Source organism: Pseudomonas sp. MC6, from assembly GCF_054790575.1.
In genome coordinates, this window is the sequence record NZ_CP186504.1 from 5,267,536 (window position 1) to 5,287,383 (window position 19,848).

At 60.2% G+C, this 19,848-nt stretch carries 17 protein-coding genes; 10 read left to right on the forward strand and 7 right to left on the reverse strand.

The window, feature by feature from the left end; all coding sequences use genetic code 11:
* Window positions 1-10: 10 nt before the first annotated feature.
* Together ACOYXE_RS23500 and ACOYXE_RS23505 are read right to left on the reverse strand one after the other, a co-directional pair.
* Window positions 11-1,579: a phospholipase D family protein gene (locus ACOYXE_RS23500; RefSeq protein ID WP_160059912.1), complete on the reverse strand. Its 1,569-nt coding sequence runs from the start codon at window positions 1,577-1,579 to the stop codon at window positions 11-13.
* Window positions 1,580-1,639: 60 nt separating this feature from the next.
* Window positions 1,640-3,061, reverse strand: a complete 1,422-nt coding sequence (locus ACOYXE_RS23505; RefSeq protein ID WP_160059911.1) for an aminotransferase-like domain-containing protein — start codon at window positions 3,059-3,061, stop codon at window positions 1,640-1,642.
* Between the two features lie 179 nt (window positions 3,062-3,240).
* Here ACOYXE_RS23505 and ACOYXE_RS23510 point away from each other — a divergent pair, with 179 nt between their 5' ends.
* Complete coding sequence (locus ACOYXE_RS23510; RefSeq protein ID WP_160059910.1) at window positions 3,241-3,486, forward strand: DUF1127 domain-containing protein; 246 nt, start codon at window positions 3,241-3,243, stop codon at window positions 3,484-3,486.
* A gap of 58 nt (window positions 3,487-3,544) precedes the next feature.
* Here ACOYXE_RS23510 and ACOYXE_RS23515 read toward each other — a convergent pair whose 3' ends face one another.
* Complete coding sequence (locus tag ACOYXE_RS23515) at window positions 3,545-4,855, reverse strand: NAD(P)/FAD-dependent oxidoreductase (RefSeq protein ID WP_160059909.1); 1,311 nt, start codon at window positions 4,853-4,855, stop codon at window positions 3,545-3,547.
* Window positions 4,856-5,003: 148 nt separating this feature from the next.
* Here ACOYXE_RS23515 and ACOYXE_RS23520 point away from each other — a divergent pair, with 148 nt between their 5' ends.
* Complete coding sequence (locus ACOYXE_RS23520) at window positions 5,004-5,357, forward strand: YkgJ family cysteine cluster protein (protein ID WP_160059908.1); 354 nt, start codon at window positions 5,004-5,006, stop codon at window positions 5,355-5,357.
* A gap of 110 nt (window positions 5,358-5,467) precedes the next feature.
* Here the strand turns inward: ACOYXE_RS23520 and ACOYXE_RS23525 are convergent, their stop codons facing one another.
* Window positions 5,468-5,956, reverse strand: a complete 489-nt coding sequence (locus ACOYXE_RS23525; protein WP_003177284.1) for an Lrp/AsnC ligand binding domain-containing protein — start codon at window positions 5,954-5,956, stop codon at window positions 5,468-5,470.
* A gap of 155 nt (window positions 5,957-6,111) precedes the next feature.
* On the opposite strand from ACOYXE_RS23525, the gene dadA reads away from it, so the two are divergent.
* From dadA to ACOYXE_RS23555, 6 genes are all read left to right on the forward strand, one after another.
* Window positions 6,112-7,416 (forward strand): D-amino acid dehydrogenase, encoded by a 1,305-nt coding sequence (gene dadA, locus ACOYXE_RS23530; protein ID WP_460926723.1) that lies wholly within the window; start codon window positions 6,112-6,114, stop codon window positions 7,414-7,416.
* Entirely contained in the window at window positions 7,388-7,741 is a 354-nt protein-coding gene (locus ACOYXE_RS23535; RefSeq protein WP_034152045.1) for a RidA family protein, read from the forward strand. The genes dadA and ACOYXE_RS23535 overlap by 29 nt, the downstream gene beginning before the upstream one ends.
* Before the next feature lie 94 nt (window positions 7,742-7,835).
* Window positions 7,836-8,909 (forward strand): alanine racemase, encoded by a 1,074-nt coding sequence (gene alr, locus ACOYXE_RS23540; RefSeq protein ID WP_460926724.1) that lies wholly within the window; start codon window positions 7,836-7,838, stop codon window positions 8,907-8,909.
* A gap of 88 nt (window positions 8,910-8,997) precedes the next feature.
* Entirely contained in the window at window positions 8,998-9,546 is a 549-nt protein-coding gene (locus ACOYXE_RS23545; protein WP_007920393.1) for a cupin domain-containing protein, read from the forward strand.
* Window positions 9,547-9,727: 181 nt separating this feature from the next.
* On the forward strand, window positions 9,728-10,141 hold the full coding sequence (locus ACOYXE_RS23550; RefSeq protein ID WP_102901447.1) for a c-type cytochrome: 414 nt from the start codon (window positions 9,728-9,730) through the stop codon (window positions 10,139-10,141).
* 353 nt (window positions 10,142-10,494) lie between these two features.
* On the forward strand, window positions 10,495-12,417 hold the full coding sequence (locus ACOYXE_RS23555; RefSeq protein WP_460926725.1) for an acetyl-CoA hydrolase/transferase C-terminal domain-containing protein: 1,923 nt from the start codon (window positions 10,495-10,497) through the stop codon (window positions 12,415-12,417).
* A gap of 130 nt (window positions 12,418-12,547) precedes the next feature.
* Here ACOYXE_RS23555 and ACOYXE_RS23560 read toward each other — a convergent pair whose 3' ends face one another.
* Together ACOYXE_RS23560 and rep are read right to left on the reverse strand one after the other, a co-directional pair.
* Window positions 12,548-13,120, reverse strand: a complete 573-nt coding sequence (locus ACOYXE_RS23560; RefSeq protein WP_034152041.1) for a xanthine phosphoribosyltransferase — start codon at window positions 13,118-13,120, stop codon at window positions 12,548-12,550.
* A 57-nt stretch (window positions 13,121-13,177) separates the two neighbouring features.
* The gene (gene rep / locus ACOYXE_RS23565) at window positions 13,178-15,187 is read right to left on the reverse strand and encodes a DNA helicase Rep (RefSeq protein ID WP_008086063.1); all 2,010 of its coding nucleotides are present in this window, start codon (window positions 15,185-15,187) and stop codon (window positions 13,178-13,180) included.
* Between the two features lie 262 nt (window positions 15,188-15,449).
* On the opposite strand from rep, the gene ACOYXE_RS23570 reads away from it, so the two are divergent.
* Window positions 15,450-17,123 carry a putative bifunctional diguanylate cyclase/phosphodiesterase gene (locus ACOYXE_RS23570; RefSeq protein ID WP_160059905.1) on the forward strand — a complete coding sequence of 558 codons (1,674 nt, stop codon included), beginning with the start codon at window positions 15,450-15,452 and terminating at the stop codon, window positions 17,121-17,123.
* Between the two features lie 107 nt (window positions 17,124-17,230).
* Here ACOYXE_RS23570 and ACOYXE_RS23575 read toward each other — a convergent pair whose 3' ends face one another.
* Window positions 17,231-18,628: a NorM family multidrug efflux MATE transporter gene (locus ACOYXE_RS23575; RefSeq protein ID WP_160059904.1), complete on the reverse strand. Its 1,398-nt coding sequence runs from the start codon at window positions 18,626-18,628 to the stop codon at window positions 17,231-17,233.
* Between the two features lie 158 nt (window positions 18,629-18,786).
* Here ACOYXE_RS23575 and ACOYXE_RS23580 point away from each other — a divergent pair, with 158 nt between their 5' ends.
* Complete coding sequence (locus tag ACOYXE_RS23580; protein ID WP_160059903.1) at window positions 18,787-19,707, forward strand: LysR substrate-binding domain-containing protein; 921 nt, start codon at window positions 18,787-18,789, stop codon at window positions 19,705-19,707.
* The last annotated feature ends 141 nt before the right edge of the window (window positions 19,708-19,848 follow it).

Below are 19,848 nucleotides of genomic sequence, written 5' to 3' on the forward strand. Positions count from 1 at the left end.
CTTTTGCTCTTTAAAGCATTCGCTCAAGCCCGACAGTGGTGCTGAACCACGCGTTGAACCGCCGCCACCAACTCCCCGGCTCCTTGGTCAGGGTGTGCATCTGGCCGTTGTCCTCAGTGATCCAGACAATCTGGCCATCCTGCAATTTCGCCTCGTAACTCAGCGCTGGCGCCATGCCTTGCAGCGCCAGTTCGCGCACATGCCCGGCCAGCTCAGGGCTGTCCACCAACACCCCGACCTCGGTATTCCACAGCACCGAGCGCGGGTCGAAGTTGAACGAGCCAATGAAAGACTTCTGCCGATCAAAGATCATCGCTTTGCTGTGCAGGCTTGAATCGGAACCGCGAAACGACTTGCTGTAAAACACATGCGGGCCGCTGCCGTAGTTATCCCCAGGCTGGCGCCGCAGTTCGTACAGTTTCACGCCGTGCTCCAATAGCGCCTTGCGATACGGTGCATATCCGCCATGCACCGCCGGCACATCGGTGGCCTCCAGCGCGTTGGTCAGCAGGCTCACCGAGACGCCGGCATCGGCGCGACCGGTCAGGTAAACCAGCCCCGGCTGGCCCGGCACGAAGTACGCCGAAATCATGATCAGCTCTTTGCTCACGCCTGTAAGCTCGGGTGCCAGTTGCGTGGTCAGCAGCAATTGCGGATCCGGCTCACCCTTGGCCAAGACCTTGCTCGGCGCGTCCCACAACGCCTGATTCCACGCCCAGATCAGTTCTTTGCGCCAGATGTCCATGCGCGGTTCGGTCTTGAACGTCATCAACTGCTGATACAGCGCGTGATTTTGTTTGCGGGTGTCTTCCAGCGATTCTTCCAGGCGTGTGCGGGTGTTCTGCAGGTCCTTGGCGGTCGGTTGGCTGGTAAGAAACTCGTCGATCGGCTTGCTCAGCGCGCTGTTCCAGTACTGGTCGAAACTGTGTCCGAGCTGCTCGGCCACCGGCCCGACGCTGAGCATGTCGATGTCGGTGAAATTCAGGTTCGGCTCGGCGTCGAAATACTCGTCACCCAGATTGCGCCCGCCGACGATGGCCACGCTGTTATCCGCCAGCCACAGCTTGTTGTGCATGCGTCGATGCTGCAGCGACAGGTTGAACAAGCGACCGGCCGCGCGGGTGACGCCGGTGCTGCGGCCCAGATGCAGCGGATTGAACAAACGAATCTGAATCTGCGGATGCGCCGCCAGAGTGGCGATGATCTGGTCGAGGCCATCGCTGGTGGTGTCATCGAGGAGGATGCGCACGCGCACGCCACGGTCGGCAGCCTTGAGCAGTTCCTCCACCAGCATCCGCGTGCTGATGCCATCGTGGACGATGTAGTACTGCAGATCGAGGCTGGTCTGGGCGTTGCGGATCAGTTCGGCGCGCGCGGTGAACGCCTCGCTGCTGTTGGACAGCAGGCGAAACCCCGAGCGGCCTTGATAGGGCGCCGCTTGTGCCTGAATCGAACGGCCGAAGCTGGAATCGGAAGCCGGCAATGCCTGACTCGGCTCGCGCGGAACATCGAGACTGGCACAGCCGCTCAGGAACGAGGCGAGTAACAGCAAAGCGAACAGGGGCTGTCTGAATCTCACGTAGGGTCATTCCGAATGGCGGCTAGGGTCGGCATATGGACGCGGTTCTCTGGAAAAAGGTCAGTCGGCCTCGGCCAGCAATCTGACGGCCGTCTCGCCGACCTTGCGCACCGCCTCTTCGATCTGCGCTGTCGGTTTGGCAGCGTAGTTCATCCGCAGGCAATTGCGGTACTTGCCCGAGGCGGAAAAAATGCTGCCGACGGCAATCTGTACGCCTTGGTCGTGCAACTCACGATTGAGTTTCAAGGTGTCGAAACCTTCCGGCAATTCGACCCACAACATGAAGCTGCCTTGCGGCCTACTGGCGCGTGTGCCTGCCGGGAAATAGCGGGTAACCCAGTCGATCATCATGTCGCGACTGCGCTGGTATTGCGTGCGCATGCGCCGCAAGTGCGGTTCGAAGTGGCCGGCCTTGAGGAATTCGGCGATGGCGATCTGCGGCTGCGGCGCGGTCGATCCGGTGCTGATGTATTTCATGTGCAGCACGCGCTCGAGGTAACGGCCCGGTGCGACCCAGCCGATGCGCAGGCCCGGCGCCAAGGTCTTGGAAAACGAACTGCACAGCAATACGCGGCCGTCTTCGTCGAAAGATTTGATCGTGCGCGGGCGCGGGTAGGTGTAGGCCAGCTCGCCATATACATCGTCCTCGATGATCGCCACGTCGAAGCGCTGCGCGAGGGTGAGCAGGGCGCGTTTGCGCGACTCCGGCATGATGTAACCCAGCGGGTTATTGCAGTTGGGGGTGATCTGGATGACCTTGATCGGCCATTGCTCCAGCGCCAGTTCCAGGGCTTCCAGGCTGATGCCGGTGAGCGGATCGGTGGGGATTTCCAGGGCCTTCATGCCCAGGCCTTTAAGCGTCTGCATGGCACCGTGAAAGCTTGGCGAGTCCACCGCGACGATGTCGCCCGGCTCGCAGATCGCGTGGATGCTGGTCGACAGCGCTTCGTGGCAACCGGTGGTGATCACCAGATCGCTGGCGCTCAACTGGCAGCCGGAATCGAGCATCAGTCGGGCGATCTGCTCGCGCAGTTCGAGGGTGCCGTGGATATTGTCGTAATACAGACCGGGCATGTCCTGACGGCGGCTGATTCGTGCCAAGCCGCGCAGCAGCGGCTTCATGGTCGGCGAGCTGATGTCCGGCATGCCGCGACCCAGTTGCACGACATCCTTGCGCGGCACCGCGCGAATCAATTCCAGCACCTGATCCCATTGCGAAATTTCCACCGGTCGCTGTGCCGGGCGGCCAACGGCGGGCAACTCCGGCAGTTCGCGGCCGACTGGCACGAAGTAGCCGGATTTGGGTTTCGGCGTGGCCAGGCCACTGTCTTCGAGCACGCGATAAGCTTGCTGCACCGTGCTCAGGCTGACCCCGTGTTCAACGCTCAAGGCGCGCACCGACGGCAACCGATCGCCGGGACGATAGAAGCCGTTTTCGATGCGCGTGCCGAGCAATTCGGCGAGATTTACGTAAAGGGTCATGGCGCTGCCTCGGTGCAGGTGATTCGATAAACCAGTACAGACGTGGCAAAAATTGACAATTCAGTCGGTAAAACGACGAATCTGTATGGAGTTAATACAGTTGCTTTGAATCTGTAATGGTTTTGCTTGCCCGCGCATCATGGAATCTCTGGCTACCCAAGTAAACAGGAGCATTGAAAATGAATGGCTTGAGCGATGTGCGGCTGACGTTACACAGTCAGGAACTGGCGGCAGGGCAGAAGGATCGTGCACGCAATGAGATCATGCGTAACGCACCGTCCGGCCTGAGTCGCTGGAATCTGTTCTGGCATCGTCTGCACACGCGCAAGGCGTTGCTGGCGCTGACGGCGGATCAGCTCAGGGATATCGGGCTGACGCGTGAACAGGCGCAGGAGGAGGGGTTGAAGCCGTTCTGGCGGATCTGAGATCTGTATTGTTCTTGCCGGCCCCTTCGCGAGCAGGTCTCATGAGCGCCGCAAACCATCAGACCAACTCTTTGAGGCGATGCCACAACATCCCCAGCGCCAACAACGGCGAGCGCAAATGCTTGCCGCCCGGGAAGGTGATGTGCGGCACCTTGGCAAACAGATCAAAGCCACCGCTGTGTTGCCCGCTGATCGCCTCGGCCAATAACTTGCCCGCCAGGTGCGTGGCATTCACCCCGTGCCCGGAGTACGCCTGGGCGTAATACACGTTCGGCTGATCCGCGAGCCGACCAATCTGCGGCAAGCGGTTCGCGCCGATGCCGATCATGCCGCCCCACTGATATTCGATATTCACGCCAGCGAGTTGCGGGAACACTTCGAGCATCTTCGGTTGCATGTAGGCGCCGATATCCTTTGGATCGCGCCCCGAATAATGGCAGGCACCGCCGAACAGCAAACGACGATCCGCCGAGAGTCGGTAATAATCCAGCGCGACACGTTGGTCGCAGACCGCCATGTTCTGCGGCAGCAGGTTATGCGCCTGTTCTTCGCTCAACGGCTCGGTGGCGATGATGTAGCTGCCGGCGGGCAGAACCTTACCGCTAAGCTGTGAATTCAGATCGTTGAGATAGGCGTTGCAACCGAGCACCAATGTTTTGGCGCGCACCGAACCTTGGGCCGTGTGGACTTTGACTTCGGGGCCGTAATCGATATGTGTCACCACCGAGTGTTCAAACAGTTTGACGCCCAATTGCTGCGCCGCCGCTGCTTCGCCCAACGCGAGATTGAGCGGATGCAAATGCCCTGACCCCATGTCGATCAAACCACCGACATAGCGCTTGGAACCGACTACGGTGTGCATCTCGTTGGCTTGCAGCAAACGGGTTTCGTAGCGATAACCGAGGCCACGCAATTCTTCGGCGTCCTCGGCAAAACCCTCAAGGTCGGCGGGTTTGTTGGCGAGGTCGCAGTAGCCCCAGGTCAGGTCGCAGGCAATCTGAAAACGCTCGACGCGCTGGCGGACGATTTCCACCGCTTCCAGGCCCATCAGTTTCATCTCACGCACGCCGTCGGCGCCGATGACGTTGGCGAACTGATCGAGACCGTGACCGACCCCGCGAATAAGCTGCCCGCCGTTGCGACCACTGGCGCCCCAACCGATCTTGTGCGCTTCCAGCAACACTACGCTGAGGCCGCGTTCAGCCAGTTCCAGCGCCGTGTTCAACCCGGAAAAGCCACCGCCGACCACGCAGACATCGGCGAGCACCTCACCTTGCAAGATCGGGTGATCGGGCTGCGGCAGGCTGCTGGCGGCGTAGTAAGAGGCAACGTGGGGTTGGCTCGCGGAGGTAAAGGCGCGGGCAGTCATGGGCGTCATCCAACGGCTAAGGTGTCGAGAAAATTTGACGGAGCATAAGCCGCACCCCCGAACGTGGGCAACACTGGTCGGCTTGCGGTGTCTGGATCAGGGCTTTTGCGGCACAATTGGCGCCTATTCCACCTTGGTTACCGTTTTGATGAGCTGCAACAGCCAGACAGTCCGCACTTTGCGTCAGCAGATCCCCTCGTTCGAGTGTGTGCCTGGCTGCCACGATTGCTGTGGGCCGGTGACCACCTCACCGGAAGAAATGGCCCGCCTGCCGCGCAAGACCCGCGCCGAGCAGGATGCGGCGATGGAAGAACTGAACTGTGTGCACCTGGGGCCGAATGGCTGCACGGTGTATGAAGAGCGGCCGTTGATTTGCCGGCTGTTCGGCACGACCAAAACCTTGCCTTGCCCGAATGAGCGGCGGCCGGTGGAGCTGATTCATCCGCGGGTCGAGAAGCAGATCTTCGAGTACATGGCGGCGCATCGGCAGGTGTTGGTTTAACGCGTTCACTCGGGACCGAGTCGACGCCATCGCGAGCAGGCTCGCTCCCACATTTGGAATGCATTCCCCTGTGGGAGCGAGCCTGCTCGCGAATGGAGCGCCACCGATCTTCAATCCGGAATAGGTAAGCTCAGGCTCTCTTTCACCTCTTCCATCACGATATAACTCTTCGACTCCCGCACATGCGGCAGCTTCAACAGAATGTCGCCCAGCAGCTTGCGGTACGAGGCCATCTCGGAAATCCGCGCCTTCACCAGATAGTCGAAATCCCCTGAGACCAGATGGCATTCCAGCACGTGCGGCAACTTCAGCACCGCGCGGCGGAACTCTTCGAACGTGTCGCCGGATTTGTAGTCGAGGCTGATCTCGACGAACACCAGCAAGCTACCCTTCAAGTGCTGCGGATTCAGCCGGGCGTTGTAGCCCATGATGATCCCTTCGCGCTCCAGACGCCGCACCCGCTCGGTGCACGGCGTGGTGGAGAGGCCGACTTTTTCGCCGAGTTCGGTAAAGGAAATCCGTCCGTCCGCCTGCAGGATCCGCAAGATGTTGCGGTCGATCTTGTCCAGCTCACGTTTGGTCTGAGTGTTGGTACGCATAGGGGATGCGCCTCCGTGAAAAGGGTTTTTGCCGAGAATTGTCGCCAAATATAGGCGCTTATATAGTGAAAAGCACTGGCATTTCTTTTTTACACTGCGCGCATCATTGCTCTAACAACAGACGTGCGCGGCCCAGCCGCGATGAGGGATACAAAATGCGTGTAATGGTCTTGGGTAGCGGCGTCATCGGTACCGCCAGTGCTTACTATCTGGCCCGTGCCGGGTTTGAAGTGGTGGTGGTCGACCGGCAGCCTGCTGCGGCCATGGAGACCAGTTTCGCCAACGCCGGTCAGGTGTCGCCGGGCTACGCCTCGCCGTGGACCGCGCCGGGCGTACCGCTGAAGGCGATCAAGTGGTTGCTGCAACGCCACGCCCCTCTCGCGATCAAGGCCACTGCCGACATCGACCAGTACCTGTGGATGGCGCAGATGCTGCGCAACTGCACCGCCAACCGTTACGCGGTGAACAAAGAGCGCATGGTGCGTCTGTCCGAGTACAGCCGCGATTGCCTCGACGAATTGCGCGCCGAAACCGGCATCGCCTACGAAGGCCGCAGCCTCGGCACGACCCAGTTGTTCCGCACCCAGGCACAGCTGGATGGCGCCGCCAAAGACATCGCCGTGCTGAAAGAATCCGGGGTGCCGTTTGAAGTCCTCGACCGCGCCGGCATTGCCCGCGTCGAACCGGCACTGGCAGGTGTGACTGACATCCTCGCTGGTGCCCTGCGCCTGCCAAACGACCAGACTGGCGACTGCCAGATGTTCACCACGCGTCTCGCCGAAATGGCCGTGAAGCTCGGTGTCGAATTCCGCTTCGGCCAGGACATCCAGAAACTCGACTACGCCGGTGATCGCATCAACGGTGTGTGGATCGACGGCAAGCTGGAAACCGCCGACCGCTACGTGCTGGCCCTCGGCAGCTACTCGCCGCAACTGCTCAAGCCACTGGGCATCAAAGCCCCGGTGTATCCGCTCAAGGGTTACTCGCTGACCGTGCCGATCACCAACCCGGCGATGGCCCCGACCTCGACCATTCTCGACGAGACCTACAAGGTCGCGATCACCCGTTTCGACAACCGCATCCGCGTCGGCGGCATGGCCGAGATCGCCGGTTTTGACCTGTCGCTGAACCCGCGTCGCCGCGAAACCCTGGAGATGATCGTCAACGACCTTTATCCTCAGGGCGGTAATCTGGCCGAGGCGAGTTTCTGGACCGGTCTGCGTCCGACCACGCCGGACGGCACGCCGATCGTCGGTGCCACGCCGTTCAAAAACCTGTTCCTCAACACCGGTCACGGCACGCTCGGCTGGACCATGGCGTGCGGTTCCGGTCGTTTGCTGGCCGACCTGATGGCGAAGAAAAAACCACAGATCAGCGCCGAAGGCCTCGATATTTCCCGTTATGGCAACAAAACCCAGGAGTCCGCAAAACATGTCAATCCAGCGCCAGCTCACCAATGAGCGCATGAGTCAGATCGTCAGCCACAACGGCACCGTGTATCTGGCCGGACAGGTCGGCGACGACTTCGACGCCGGGATTGAACAGCAGACCCGCGACGTACTGGCCAATATCGAGCGTTTGCTTGATCTGGCCGGGACTGACAAACAGCATCTGTTGTCGGCGACGATTTACCTGAACGACATCGAGGCGCACTTCGCCGGGATGAACTCGGTGTGGGATCAGTGGCTGCCAAAAGGCGCTGCCCCGGCCCGCGCTACTGTCGAAGCGAAAATGGCCAAGCCGAGCATTCTGGTAGAAATTTCTATCGTCGCCGCGCTGCCGTAACCGTTGTAAAGATCCCTCTCCCGGCGCTGTTGGCGGTTCACGTCGTCAGTCGGCGCCGGTTTTTCTTCCCATGACCGCCTAGAAGTCTGCCGCCATGCGTCCTGCCCGTGCCCTGATCGACCTAGAAGCCCTGCGCCACAACTACCGAATTGCCCGCGAAGTCACCGGCGCCAAGGCGCTTGCAGTGATCAAGGCGGACGCCTACGGCCATGGCGCGGTACGTTGCGCCCAGGCACTGGAAGCCGAGGCCGACGGTTTTGCCGTCGCCTGCATCGAAGAAGGGCTGGAGTTGCGCGCGGCCGGCATCAAGGCCCCGGTGTTGTTGCTCGAAGGCATCTTCGAAGCCGATGAGCTGGCGCTGGTTGTCGAGCATGATTTCTGGACCGTGGTGCATTCGCTGTGGCAGCTCGAATCGATCGAGCAGGCGACCCTGAGCAAACCGATTACTGTGTGGCTGAAGCTCGATTCGGGCATGCACCGCGTCGGTCTGCATCCAAAGGATTACGCAGCCGCTTATCAGCGTCTGCTGGCCAGCGGTAAAGTCGCGAAAATCGTCTTGATGAGCCACTTCGCCCGCGCCGATGAACTGCACGCGCAGAGCAGCACCGAACAGGTCGCGGTGTTTGAGGCGGCGCGTCAGGGTCTGGCCGCGGAAGTCAGCCTGCGCAACTCGCCCGCCGTACTCGGTTGGCCGCAGATTCACAGTGACTGGGTGCGCCCGGGCATCATGCTTTACGGTGCAACCCCGTTCGAAGAAGCCAATGCCGTGGCCGAGCGTCTGCAACCGGTGATGACCCTGGAATCGAAAGTCATCTGCGTGCGTGAGCTGCCAGCGGGTGAACCTATCGGTTACGGCGCCAAATTCATCACCGACAAACCAATGCGCATCGGCGTGGTTGCCATGGGTTACGCCGACGGCTATCCACGTCAGGCACCGACCGGTACGCCAGTGTTGGTTGCCGGCAAGCGCAGCCGCATTCTCGGTCGGGTGTCGATGGACATGCTGTGCATCGATCTGACGGATGTGCCGGAAGCCGACCTCGGTTCAACCGTCGAGCTGTGGGGCAAAAACATCCTCGCCAGTGAAGTGGCGCAGTGGGCCGACACCATTCCGTATCAGATCTTCTGCAATCTGCGTCGGGTGCCAAGGCTCTATTCCGAGGGTTAAAGCCGCTGCGGGGGTCAAGTGTTGTAAATACTGAACGCTGTCGCCATGATAACGCTCAATATTCTTACAACATCAGGAGGCTCCCGCCTTGGACGTCGGTGAACGACTGCAATCGATCCGCAAGCTCAAAGGGCTTTCCCAGCGTGAACTCGCCAAACGCGCGGGCGTCACCAACAGCACCATTTCGATGATCGAAAAGAACAGCGTCAGCCCCTCGATCAGTTCGTTGAGAAAGGTACTGGGCGGGATTCCCATGTCCATGGTCGAGTTCTTTTCCGAAGAAATCCTGCAGGAAGTCCCGACCCAGATCGTCTACAAGGCCAACGAGCTGATCGACATTTCCGACGGCGCCGTGACCATGAAACTGGTCGGCCGCGCACACCCCAGCCGCGCCATCGCCTTCCTCAATGAAATCTACCCGCCGGGCGCCGATACCGGCGAAGAAATGCTCACCCATGAAGGCGAGGAAACCGGGATTCTGGTGGAAGGCCGTCTGGAACTGGTGGTGGGCTTGGAAACTTTTATTCTCGAAGCCGGCGACAGCTACTACTTTGAAAGTACCAAGCCGCACCGTTTCCGTAATCCGTTCGACGCGCCTGCGCGACTAATCAGCGCAGCCACGCCGGCGAATTTTTAACAAAGAGGTGCCAAGCCATGATGGCAAAGGCACCCGGAGAGTTTTTCTACCGTGCGGTATAACCCCTTCGACTATGGGGTTGTTTCAGTGTGACGGGCTACCCGCTATACTTCCGCCCGCCTGCGAACCGTGGCCGCAGGCGTGAATAGCCACCATTGAGGGTGAACGCGTGAACCTAATTATGAAAATGCTGGCTGCACCAGCAACCGTATTGGCCCTCTGGGCTGTCAGCGCTCAAGCTGCGACGAATGACGACATTGCCAAGCGCCTCGAGCCAGTCGGCCAGGTGTGTGTTCAGGGGCAGGAATGCAAAGGGATGGAAGTGGCTGCGACTGCCGGCGGCGGTGATGCCAAGACTCCAGACTCAATCATTGCCAAACATTGCAACGCTTGCCATGGCTCCGGCCTGTTAGGCGCGCCGAAAATCGGTGACACCGCAGCCTGGAAAGAACGAGCCGATCACCAGGGCGGCCTCGACGGCATCCTGGCCAAGGCCATCACCGGCATCAATGCCATGCCGCCTAAAGGCACATGCGCCGATTGCTCCGACGCCGACCTGAAAGGCGCAATCGAGAAGATGTCCGGCCTGAAGTAAGGCGCACTTCTGACGAAAAAAACCGTCTTCGGACGGTTTTTTTGTGGGCGCGATTCAAGAACCCCTCACCCCAGCCCTCTCCCGGAGGGAGAGGGGGCAGACCGAGGTTCCGACATCGACCTGAAAGACCTTAGCGATTATGGATTCAACAAAGCTATTTCACGTCGGCGTACCTCCCCAATATCCCCCATTCAGTCCCCTCTCCCTCCGGGAGAGGGCTAGGGTGAGGGTGACGGTTTAAGGCCCTAAACGAATCTGGAAAAAACACTGATCCAATCTCCAAGCTGTTCATTGCAGCAAACTCAAGGCAAGCTCGGTCTACCCCTATTCACGGAACGGGCAGGAGGCTTCAGATGGTGCAGTTGTGTTCGATCGAACAGGCAGTGGACGACGTGCTGGCACGCATGCCGGCGCATATCCACATGGGCATGCCGCTGGGCCTGGGCAAGCCCAATCACTTCGTCAACGCGCTGTACCGGCGGATCAAAAGCCTGCCCGAGCGGCAACTGACGATCTACACCGCGCTGTGCCTCGGCCGGCCGAACCTGGGTGACGGTTTGCAGAAGCGCTTTATCGAACCCTTCGTCGAACGCGTCTTCGGTGACTACCCGGAATTCGATTTCCTCGCCGACCTGCACCGCGACAGCCTGCCCGCCAACATTCGCATCGAACAGTTCTTCATGCAGCCCGGCAGCCTGCTCAATAGCGCGCCGACCCAGCAGGATTACGTCAGCAGCAACTACAGCCACGCCGCGCGCGACATCAACGCCGCCGGGCTGAATCTGGTGGCGCAATTGCTCGCCAGCAGCAGCGAACATCCGGATCGCCTGAGCCTGAGCTGCAACCCGGACATCACCCTCGACCTGTTGCCGATGATCGCCAAGCGTCGCGAGGCCGGGGAGACTATTTTGCTGGTCGGCCAGGTGCACACCGATCTGCCGTACATGCCCGGCGACGCCGAAGTCGATATCGACACCTTCGACCTGCTGATCGACGCGAAGGACAGCAGCACGCTATTTTCCACGCCAAACATGCCCGTCGGTTTTCAGGATCATTTCATTGGCTTGCACGCGAGTACGCTGGTGCGCGACGGCGGTACGTTGCAGATCGGCATCGGTTCGATGGGCGACGCGTTGACCGCCGCATTGCTGGCGCGTCAGGCGGATAACACCGGTTATAAGGCGTTGCTCGACGACATCAACCTCAGCCAATGGGCGCAATTGATCAACCGCGAGGGCGGCACTGGGCCATTCGCCAAAGGCCTTTACGGCTGCAGCGAAATGTTCGTCAATGGCCTGCTGGTATTGGCGGACGCGGGAATTATTCGGCGCAAGGTCTACCCCGACGTGCAGACTCAGGAACAGGCCAACGCCGGCACCCTCGACGAGGCCGCGCAAACTGACGGCATCTCGGTGCACGGCGGTTTCTTCCTTGGCCCGCGCAGTTTTTACGAGCGCTTACGTGAGCTGCCACTGAGCAAACGCCTCGAATTCAACATGACCCGCATCAGCTACATCAACGAGCTCTACGGGCAGGAAGAACTCAAGCGTCTGCAGCGCCTCGACGCGCGATTCATCAACACCGTGTTCACCATGACCCTGCTTGGCGCTGGCGTGGCGGATCAACTGGAAGATGGCCGAGTACTCAGCGGTGTCGGCGGGCAGTACAACTTCGTCGCGCAGGGGCACGCGCTGCACGATGCGCGTTCGATTCTGATCCTGCGCAGCTGGCGTGAGTCCGGTGGCGACGTCAGCTCCAACATCGTTTGGGAATACGGCCATTGCACGATCCCACGGCACCTGCGCGACATCGTCGTCACAGAGTACGGCATCGCTGATTTGCGCGGTAAATCCGATGCGGTCGTCATTGAATCGCTGCTGAATATCAGCGATTCACGCTTCCAGCAGGGCCTGATCGAGCAAGCGCAAAAAGTCGGCAAGCTGCCAAAGGATTTCCGTCTCGATCCGCGCTTCACCGAGAACACGCCTCAGCGTTTGCAAGCCATCGCCGCACGCCATCCGAACCTGTTTCCCGAGTATCCGCTGGGCTGTGATTTCACCGCGATCGAACGGGATCTATTGCGTGCGCTGAATTGGCTGAAGAGCAAATTCAAACTCACCGAGATTCTGGAGCTGGGCAAGGCAGCTCTCGATGCGCCGGAGGCTTCGCTATACCCCGAGCACCTTGAGCGCATGCAACTTACAAACCCGGAAGGCCTGAAAGAAGACCTGTTCCAGCGCCTGCTCCTCACCGGCCTGAAAGCCACCGCGCAATAACTGCCTGACCCAAAACAACTGTAGGAGTGAGCCTGCTCGCGATGGCGGTGTATCAGTCAAACAAGATGTCGACTGACACTCCGCTATCGCGAGCAGGCTCACTCCTACAGGGGGGGGCTGCGGTGTGGCTTTATTCGATGAAGGTGACCACGCCACCTGTCAGCGATTTCACGCGGGCCAGCGATTCAACGCGGTAGCCCTGCGAGTCCAGTTCGGCGCGGCCGCCCTGGAACGACTTCTCGATGACGATGCCCAGACCGGCAACGGTCGCGCCGGCCTGTTTGATGATCGAGATCAGCGCTTGCGAGGCCTTACCGTTGGCCAAAAAGTCGTCGATGATCAGCACGCGGTCGCTGCTGGTCAGGTGGCGCGGGGAGATGGCCACGGTGCTTTCGGTCTTTTTGGTGAACGAGTAAACGGTCGCCGACAGCAGGTTTTCCGTCAGGGTCAGGGACTGTTGCTTGCGGGCGAAGATCACCGGCACGCCGAGGTTCAGACCGGTCATGATCGCCGGGGCGATGCCCGAGGCTTCGATGGTGACGATCTTGGTGATGCCCGAATCCTTGAACAGCGAGGCGAATTCGTCGCCGATCAGCTTCATCAGGGCCGGGTCGATCTGGTGGTTCAGGAAGGCATCGACCTTCAGGACCTGGTCGGAAAGCACAATGCCTTGTTCGCGGATTTTCTGCTGCAATGCTTCCATGAAGCTGTCCTCTTTTGGCGCTTTGTGCGCCGAAGGTCTAGTAAAAAGGGGTCAATTCTAGCGCTTTAACATCGCGCGTATATCAGCCAATGCGCTGTTGCCGCGCACGACTTTGACTTCGGTGGGTGTGTCGTCGTTGCCTTCCCACGCGAGATCGTCCGGCGGCAGCTCATCGAGAAAGCGGCTGGGCGCGCAGTCGATGATCTCGCCGTACTGCTTGCGCTTGGCGGCGAAGGTGAAGGCCAGGGTCTGGCGCGCGCGGGTGATGCCCACGTAGGCCAGGCGGCGTTCTTCTTCGATGGTGTCGGCTTCGATGCTGGAGCGGTGCGGGAGGATTTCTTCTTCCATGCCCATGATGAACACGTAAGGGAATTCCAGACCCTTGGACGCATGCAGCGTCATCATTTGCACGCCTTCGGCGCCGTCTTCCTCTTCCTGCTGACGTTCGAGCATGTCGCGCAAGACCAGTTTGCCGATGGCGTCCTCGACGGTCATTTCGCCTTCTTCGTCCTTCTCGAGGGTGTTTTTCAACGCCTCGATCAGGAACCAGACGTTGCTCATACGGTAATCGGCAGCCTTGTCGCTGGAGCTGTTGGTGCGCAGCCAGTTCTCGTAGTCGATGTCCATGACCATGCTGCGCAGGGCGGAGATCGGGTCTTCGCCGGCGCACTGCTCGCGCACCTTGTCCATGAAACGCTTGAAGCGCGACAGGCGATCGGTGAAGCGGCTGTCCAGATGCTCGCCCAGACCGATTTCGTCGGTGGCGGCGTACATCGAGATCTTGCGTTCGGTGGCGTAGTTGCCGAGTTTTTCCAGCGTAGTCGAGCCGATTTCCCGGCGCGGCACGTTGATCACCCGCAGGAAGGCGTTGTCGTCATCCGGGTTGACGATCAGGCGGAAGTAGGCCATCAGGTCTTTCACTTCCTGACGGCCGAAGAAGCTGTTACCTCCGCTCAGGCGGTACGGCACCTGATGGTGCTGCAGCTTCAGTTCGATCAGCTTGGCCTGATAGTTACCGCGATAAAGGATGGCGAAATCGCTGTATGGACGGTCGGTGCGCAAGTGCAGGCTGAGGATTTCCATGGCCACGCGCTCGGCTTCGGCGTCCTCGTTGCGGCAGCGGATCACGCGGATCTCGTCGCCGTGGCCCATCTCGCTCCACAGCTGCTTTTCGAATTCGTGCGGGTTGTTCGAGATCAGCACGTTGGCGCAACGCAGGATGCGACTAGTCGAGCGGTAGTTCTGCTCGAGCATCACCACTTTCAAGGACGGATAGTCGTCCTTGAGCAACATCAGGTTTTCCGGGCGCGCGCCGCGCCAGGCGTAGATCGACTGGTCGTCGTCGCCTACCACAGTGAACTGGTTGCGCTTGCCGATGAGCATTTTCACTAGCAAATATTGGCTGGCGTTGGTGTCCTGATACTCGTCGACTAGCAGGTAGCGCACTTTGTTCTGCCACTTTTCGAGGATGTCGGCGTGTTCTTCGAAGAGTTTTACCGGCAGCAGGATCAAGTCGTCGAAGTCCACCGCGTTGAACGCTTTCAGCGTGCGCTGATAGTGGGTGTAGACGATGGCGGCAGTCTGCTCCTTGGGATTACGCGCGTTCTCCAGCGCCTGCGGCGGCAGGATCAGGTCGTTTTTCCAGGCGCCGATCATGTTCTTGATTTCGTCGACGCCGTCTTCGCCCGCGTATTCCTTCTGCATGATGTCGGTCATCAGGGACTTGACGTCGGTCTCGTCAAAGATCGAGAAACCGGGCTTGTAGCCCAGCCGCGCGTGTTCCTTGCGGATGATGTTCAGACCAAGGTTGTGGAACGTGCAGACCGTCAGGCCGCGACCTTCACCGGCGCGCAGCAGGGTGCCGACCCGCTCTTTCATCTCGCGCGCGGCCTTGTTGGTAAAGGTCATGGCGACGATGTACTGGGCGCGGATGCCGCAGTTCTGGATCAGGTGCGCGATTTTACGCGTGATCACGCTGGTCTTGCCGGAGCCAGCACCGGCGAGCACCAATAGAGGGCCGCCGACGTAGTTCACGGCTTCTTGCTGCCGGGGATTGAGTCGGGACATACGAAAATTCGGGAGTCGTTGACGAAATGGGCCGGCATTTTAACAGGCTCAGCGATTTGTGCTGCTCTCTCCGACTTGTGACGTACCACGCGATTCAAATTTGCCGGTTTTGTTACTTTCACGCAGGATGCGCGGTGATTTTGCGGCTAATGTTCTCATTCGTGACACAAAATAACGTTTTGATAACCGTTGTCATTTGGTCATTGAACATCGCAACGGCATAATGCCCCGCCCACATCATTGCAGAGTCTAGGGAGCTAGCTTGTCTACGCCTGTCGAACCCTTGCGTTTGCTGCTACTGGCCGAAGAGCCTGCGTGGACAGCGTTATTGCGCGAGTGTCTGGCTCCGATGGGGAGCGCGGCGGTGCTGATCAGCGCGCCGAGCTGGGAGTCGGTCAGCAGTTTGTTCGAAGACAACCGCAATGCGGTGTTGTTGACCCTTCCGGCATTGCAACCGGCACCCGGCCGTTGCAGCCTGCCGACGGTCTTGCTGCTGGAACATGAGCCGGACACCGCGCCGGTTGGCGTCAGTGACTGGCTGGTGTTCGACGCCCTCGACGCCGGCATGCTACGGCGTTGCCTGCGCCATGTACGCGAACGCGGCGTTCTCGAAACCACGCTGCAACGCCTGGCCGAACAGGATCCGCTGACCGGCATTGCCAACCGTCAGGGTTTTCAGACCTTGCTCGCCGCGCGCCTCGCGGAAAACGACGGTCGCGGCCTGGCCCTCGGGCATCTTGATCTCGACAACTTCCGCCACGCCAACGACGCGCTTGGCCATCAGGCCGGCGATCGCTTGATCCTGCAAGTCGTCGCGCGGCTGAAAAGTCAGCTCGAGGCTGGCGATCAACTGGCACGCCTCGGCAGCGATGAATTTGCTTTGCTGATCGACACCCGCCGCGCTCCGCAGCGCGCCGAGTGGATGGCCGAACGCATCACTGAAGCGCTCGCCGAACCTTACTGGGTTGATGGCGAGAGCCTGCTGATCGGCTCCAGCCTCGGCATCGCCCACGCCCGGGCGCAGGGCGGCGCCGACCCGCTGATGTGGCACGCGCACATCGCCATGCAGCAGGCAAAAAGTACCCAAGGCTGCACTTTTCATATCTTCAACGAACGCATCAACCGCAACGCGCGGAGCATGGCTGATCTGGAAAGCGAACTGCGCCGGGCCTTGCGCCGCGATGAGCTGGAGCTGCATTACCAGCCCCGTCTGAATATGCAGGATGGCCAGATTGTTGGCCTCGAAGCGTTGGTACGTTGGCGGCACAGCGAGCGCGGCCTGCTGCCGCCGAGTGAATTCGTGCCACTGGCCGAGCAGAGTGGTTTGATCGTGCCGTTGGGTTACTGGGTGATTTCCCGGGCCCTGCGTGACATGCAGGCGCTGCGCGAGCGCGGGTTGCCGGCGCTGCACATGGCGATCAACCTGTCGTTCCGCCAGTTCCAGGACAGTCAGTTATTGCCGACATTGAGCCGATTGATTGCAGAGCGTGGCGTCGAAGCGCAATGGCTGGAGTTTGAGCTGACCGAAACGGCCGTGATGCGCCGCAGCGATCTGGTCAAGCAGACCATGGATGCGCTTGGTCGCCTCGGCGTGCGCTTTTCTCTGGATGACTTCGGCACCGGGTTTTCCTCGTTCGTGCACCTCAACAGCCTGCCGATCACCTTGTTGAAGATCGACAAGAGCTTCGTTGGCGGCATGGAACAACGCGAAGAAAACCGCAAACTGGTGCACGCGATGATCAATCTCGCGCACAACCTGCATCTGGAAGTGGTCGCGGAGGGGGTGGAAACTCCTGAACAACTAGAACTGCTGCGCGGGTTTGGTTGCGATCAGGTGCAGGGTTATCTGATCAGCCGGCCGTTGCCGTTGGCGGAACTGGTTGAGTATCTGACCTTCGGCTCAAGCCAGCAGTCAGCCCTCGAGATCGTGAGCTGAGCACATAACCAATGTAGGAGTGAGCCTGCTCGCGATAGCGGTGTGTCAGAAATGATGAGTTGTCTGACACACCGCTATCGCGAGCAGGCTCACTCCTACAAGGGATCTCAGTCGGTCTGCGGGACAGTGAACTGACTTGATGACGCAGGCTCCAGCCGAATCATCCGCTTCATCTTCCATTCAAACGCCAGCGTCAAACTCACCGCCGCACACGCCAACCCCAGCGCCAACCCCCACCAGACGCCCGTCGGCCCCCAATTGAGGTGGAACGCCATCCACCACGCGGCCGGTGCACCGATCAGCCAATAGCAGCCGAGACCGACCAGGAACGTGGTTTTCGCATCCTTGAGTCCGCGAATGCAGCCCATGGCAATCGTCTGCGTGCCGTCGAACAACTCAAACCACGCCGCCACCGCCAGCAGGCTCACCGCGAGGCGAATCACCTCGGCAAACGCCGGATCGTTGTGATCGAGAAACAACCCGACCAACTGGTTCGGCAGCAACCAGAACACCATGGCGAAACCCAGCATGACCACGGCGCCGAAGACGATCCCGACCCGCCCGGACATTCGCGCATCGTTCAATTGCCCGGCACCGTAGTGCTGACCGACACGCATGGTGATCGCGTACGACATCCCCGCCGGCACCATGAATGCCACCGAAACAATCTGCAGGGCAATCTGGTGTGCGCCCAGTTGCGTGCTGCCCATGGTGCCCATGCACAGCGCCGCGAAGGCGAACAAACCGACTTCCACAGCGTAGGTCCCGCCAATCGGCAGACCGAGGCGCCACAGTTCTTTCAGGTACTGGCGATTCGGCCGTGACAGGCCCGCGCGCAGCGGATAAGCGTCATACGCCGGATGCCGACGGATGTGCCAGGCCAATGCCAACGCCATGCAGTTGGCAACGATTGCCGTGACCAGGCCGATGCCCATCAGGCCCATTTTCGGCAGGCCGAACATGCCAGTGATCAGCGCGTAATTGAGCAGGAAGTTGGCCACCGTACCGGCCAGGCTGATAACCATCACCGGCGTCGCCCGGCCAATCGCACTGGTGAAGCCGCGCAAAGCCATGAAGCTGAGGTAGCCGGGCAGAGCGAAGGGCAGGGCGATCAGGAATTGTCCGGCGGCATTGACGTTGGTTTCGGTCTGGCCGAACAGCAGCAACACCGGTTTCAGGTTCCACAGCAGCAAGCCGGCGCCCAGTGCCATCAGCCACGCCAGCCACAACCCGGCCTGGGTCAGGCGTGCCGCGCCAATGATGTCGCCGGCGCCCTTGCGAATCGCCACCAGCGTGCCGACCGCCGCAATCACGCCGATGCAGAAAATCGACACGAACGAATAAGTCGCCGCACCCAGTCCGCCGCCAGCCAACGCTTCCGGACTGAGGCGCGCCATCATTAAAGTGTCAGTCAGCACCATCAACATGTGCGCCAACTGTGAAGCGATCAACGGCCCTGCCAGCCGCAGGATAGCCCAGAGTTCGGTACGCACAGGATGCTGCATGGTCATCACCACTCGATTTCAGAGGGAACAGGAGACCGTCGATTCTCGGCGCTTGGCAGGCGTTGCACAAAGGGATAAAAAGGATGGATGGCATGAGTAAAACTCATCCTGAGCAGATTCTGTCAGTCCGGCTGCATCCCGCTATAGGAGCTTTCTGTATGTCCCGTCGTCTTCCTCCCTTGTATGCCCTGCGCGCATTTGAAGCGGCGGCGCGACATAGCTCGTTCACCCGTGCGGCTGAAGAGTTGTCGATTACCCAGAGTGCGGTGAGCCGGCATATTCGAACCCTCGAAGATCACTTCGCCTGTCGGCTGTTTCATCGCAGCGGGCGCAATCTGCAACTGACCGAAGCGGCGCGTCTGCTATTGCCGGGAATCCGCGAAGGCTTCGGTGCTCTGGAGCGGGCCTGCAATACCTTGCGCGCCGAAGACGACATTCTGCGCATGAAGGCGCCGTCGACCCTGACCATGCGCTGGCTGCTCGCGCGACTCAGTCGCTTCCGCCACTTGCAGCCGGGCAACGAAGTGCAACTGACCAGCGCCTGGATGGATGTGGATTCGGTGGACTTCAACGATGAGCCTTTCGACTGTGCTGTGTTGTTGAGTGACGGGCATTTTCCGCCGGACTGGGAGGCCAGCCTGCTGTTTCCTGAAGAGCTGATTCCGGTGGGTGCGCCAAACCTGCTGAATGATCAGCCATGGGATCTGGCTCGACTGGCCTGCACCGAATTGCTCCACCCGACGCCCGACCGTCGCGATTGGCGCAGTTGGCTGGAGCACATGGGGCTGTCCGATCAGGTGTCGCTCAAGGGCGGACAGGTGTTCGATACCCTCGAGTTAGGGATGATCGCAGCGGCGCGCGGTTACGGTGTATCGATGGGTGATCTGTTGATGGTCGCCGAGGACGTCGCGCAAGGACGCCTGAGTCTGCCGTGGCCGACGGCCGTCGCCAGCGGACTGAATTATTATCTGGTGTGGCCAAAGACCCGTCCCGGAGGTGAACGTTTGCGCCGCCTCAGCGACTTTCTGCAAGGCGAAGTCCGCGCCATGGAGCTGCCGGCGGTTGAGCGCTTGAGCTGAAACGTTCGAGCCGCCACAATAGCGGCCTTGCGCCATACCCACGTTGCGCGCTCAAGTATTCGGTTTTCCCGCCGACTATGAGCAAGTGGAACCGTCGTGCCGGTATCCACGATTCGCCCCCACTATTAGAAAATTATCCGA

Coding starts and splice junctions, on each gene's coding strand:
- ACOYXE_RS23550 (WP_102901447.1), top strand. CDS start 9,728: ATGAAAATGCTGGCTGCACCAGCAACCGTATTGGCCCTCTGGGCTGTC.
- ACOYXE_RS23510 (WP_160059910.1), top strand. CDS start 3,241: ATGAATGGCTTGAGCGATGTGCGGCTGACGTTACACAGTCAGGAACTG.
- rep (WP_008086063.1), bottom strand. CDS start 15,187: ATGTCCCGACTCAATCCCCGGCAGCAAGAAGCCGTGAACTACGTCGGC.
- ACOYXE_RS23520 (WP_160059908.1), top strand. CDS start 5,004: ATGAGCTGCAACAGCCAGACAGTCCGCACTTTGCGTCAGCAGATCCCC.
- ACOYXE_RS23560 (WP_034152041.1), bottom strand. CDS start 13,120: ATGGAAGCATTGCAGCAGAAAATCCGCGAACAAGGCATTGTGCTTTCC.
- ACOYXE_RS23525 (WP_003177284.1), bottom strand. CDS start 5,956: ATGCGTACCAACACTCAGACCAAACGTGAGCTGGACAAGATCGACCGC.
- ACOYXE_RS23535 (WP_034152045.1), top strand. CDS start 7,388: ATGTCAATCCAGCGCCAGCTCACCAATGAGCGCATGAGTCAGATCGTC.
- dadA (WP_460926723.1), top strand. CDS start 6,112: ATGCGTGTAATGGTCTTGGGTAGCGGCGTCATCGGTACCGCCAGTGCT.
- ACOYXE_RS23580 (WP_160059903.1), top strand. CDS start 18,787: ATGTCCCGTCGTCTTCCTCCCTTGTATGCCCTGCGCGCATTTGAAGCG.
- ACOYXE_RS23515 (WP_160059909.1), bottom strand. CDS start 4,855: ATGACTGCCCGCGCCTTTACCTCCGCGAGCCAACCCCACGTTGCCTCT.
- ACOYXE_RS23555 (WP_460926725.1), top strand. CDS start 10,495: ATGGTGCAGTTGTGTTCGATCGAACAGGCAGTGGACGACGTGCTGGCA.
- ACOYXE_RS23575 (WP_160059904.1), bottom strand. CDS start 18,628: ATGCAGCATCCTGTGCGTACCGAACTCTGGGCTATCCTGCGGCTGGCA.
- alr (WP_460926724.1), top strand. CDS start 7,836: ATGCGTCCTGCCCGTGCCCTGATCGACCTAGAAGCCCTGCGCCACAAC.
- ACOYXE_RS23505 (WP_160059911.1), bottom strand. CDS start 3,061: ATGACCCTTTACGTAAATCTCGCCGAATTGCTCGGCACGCGCATCGAA.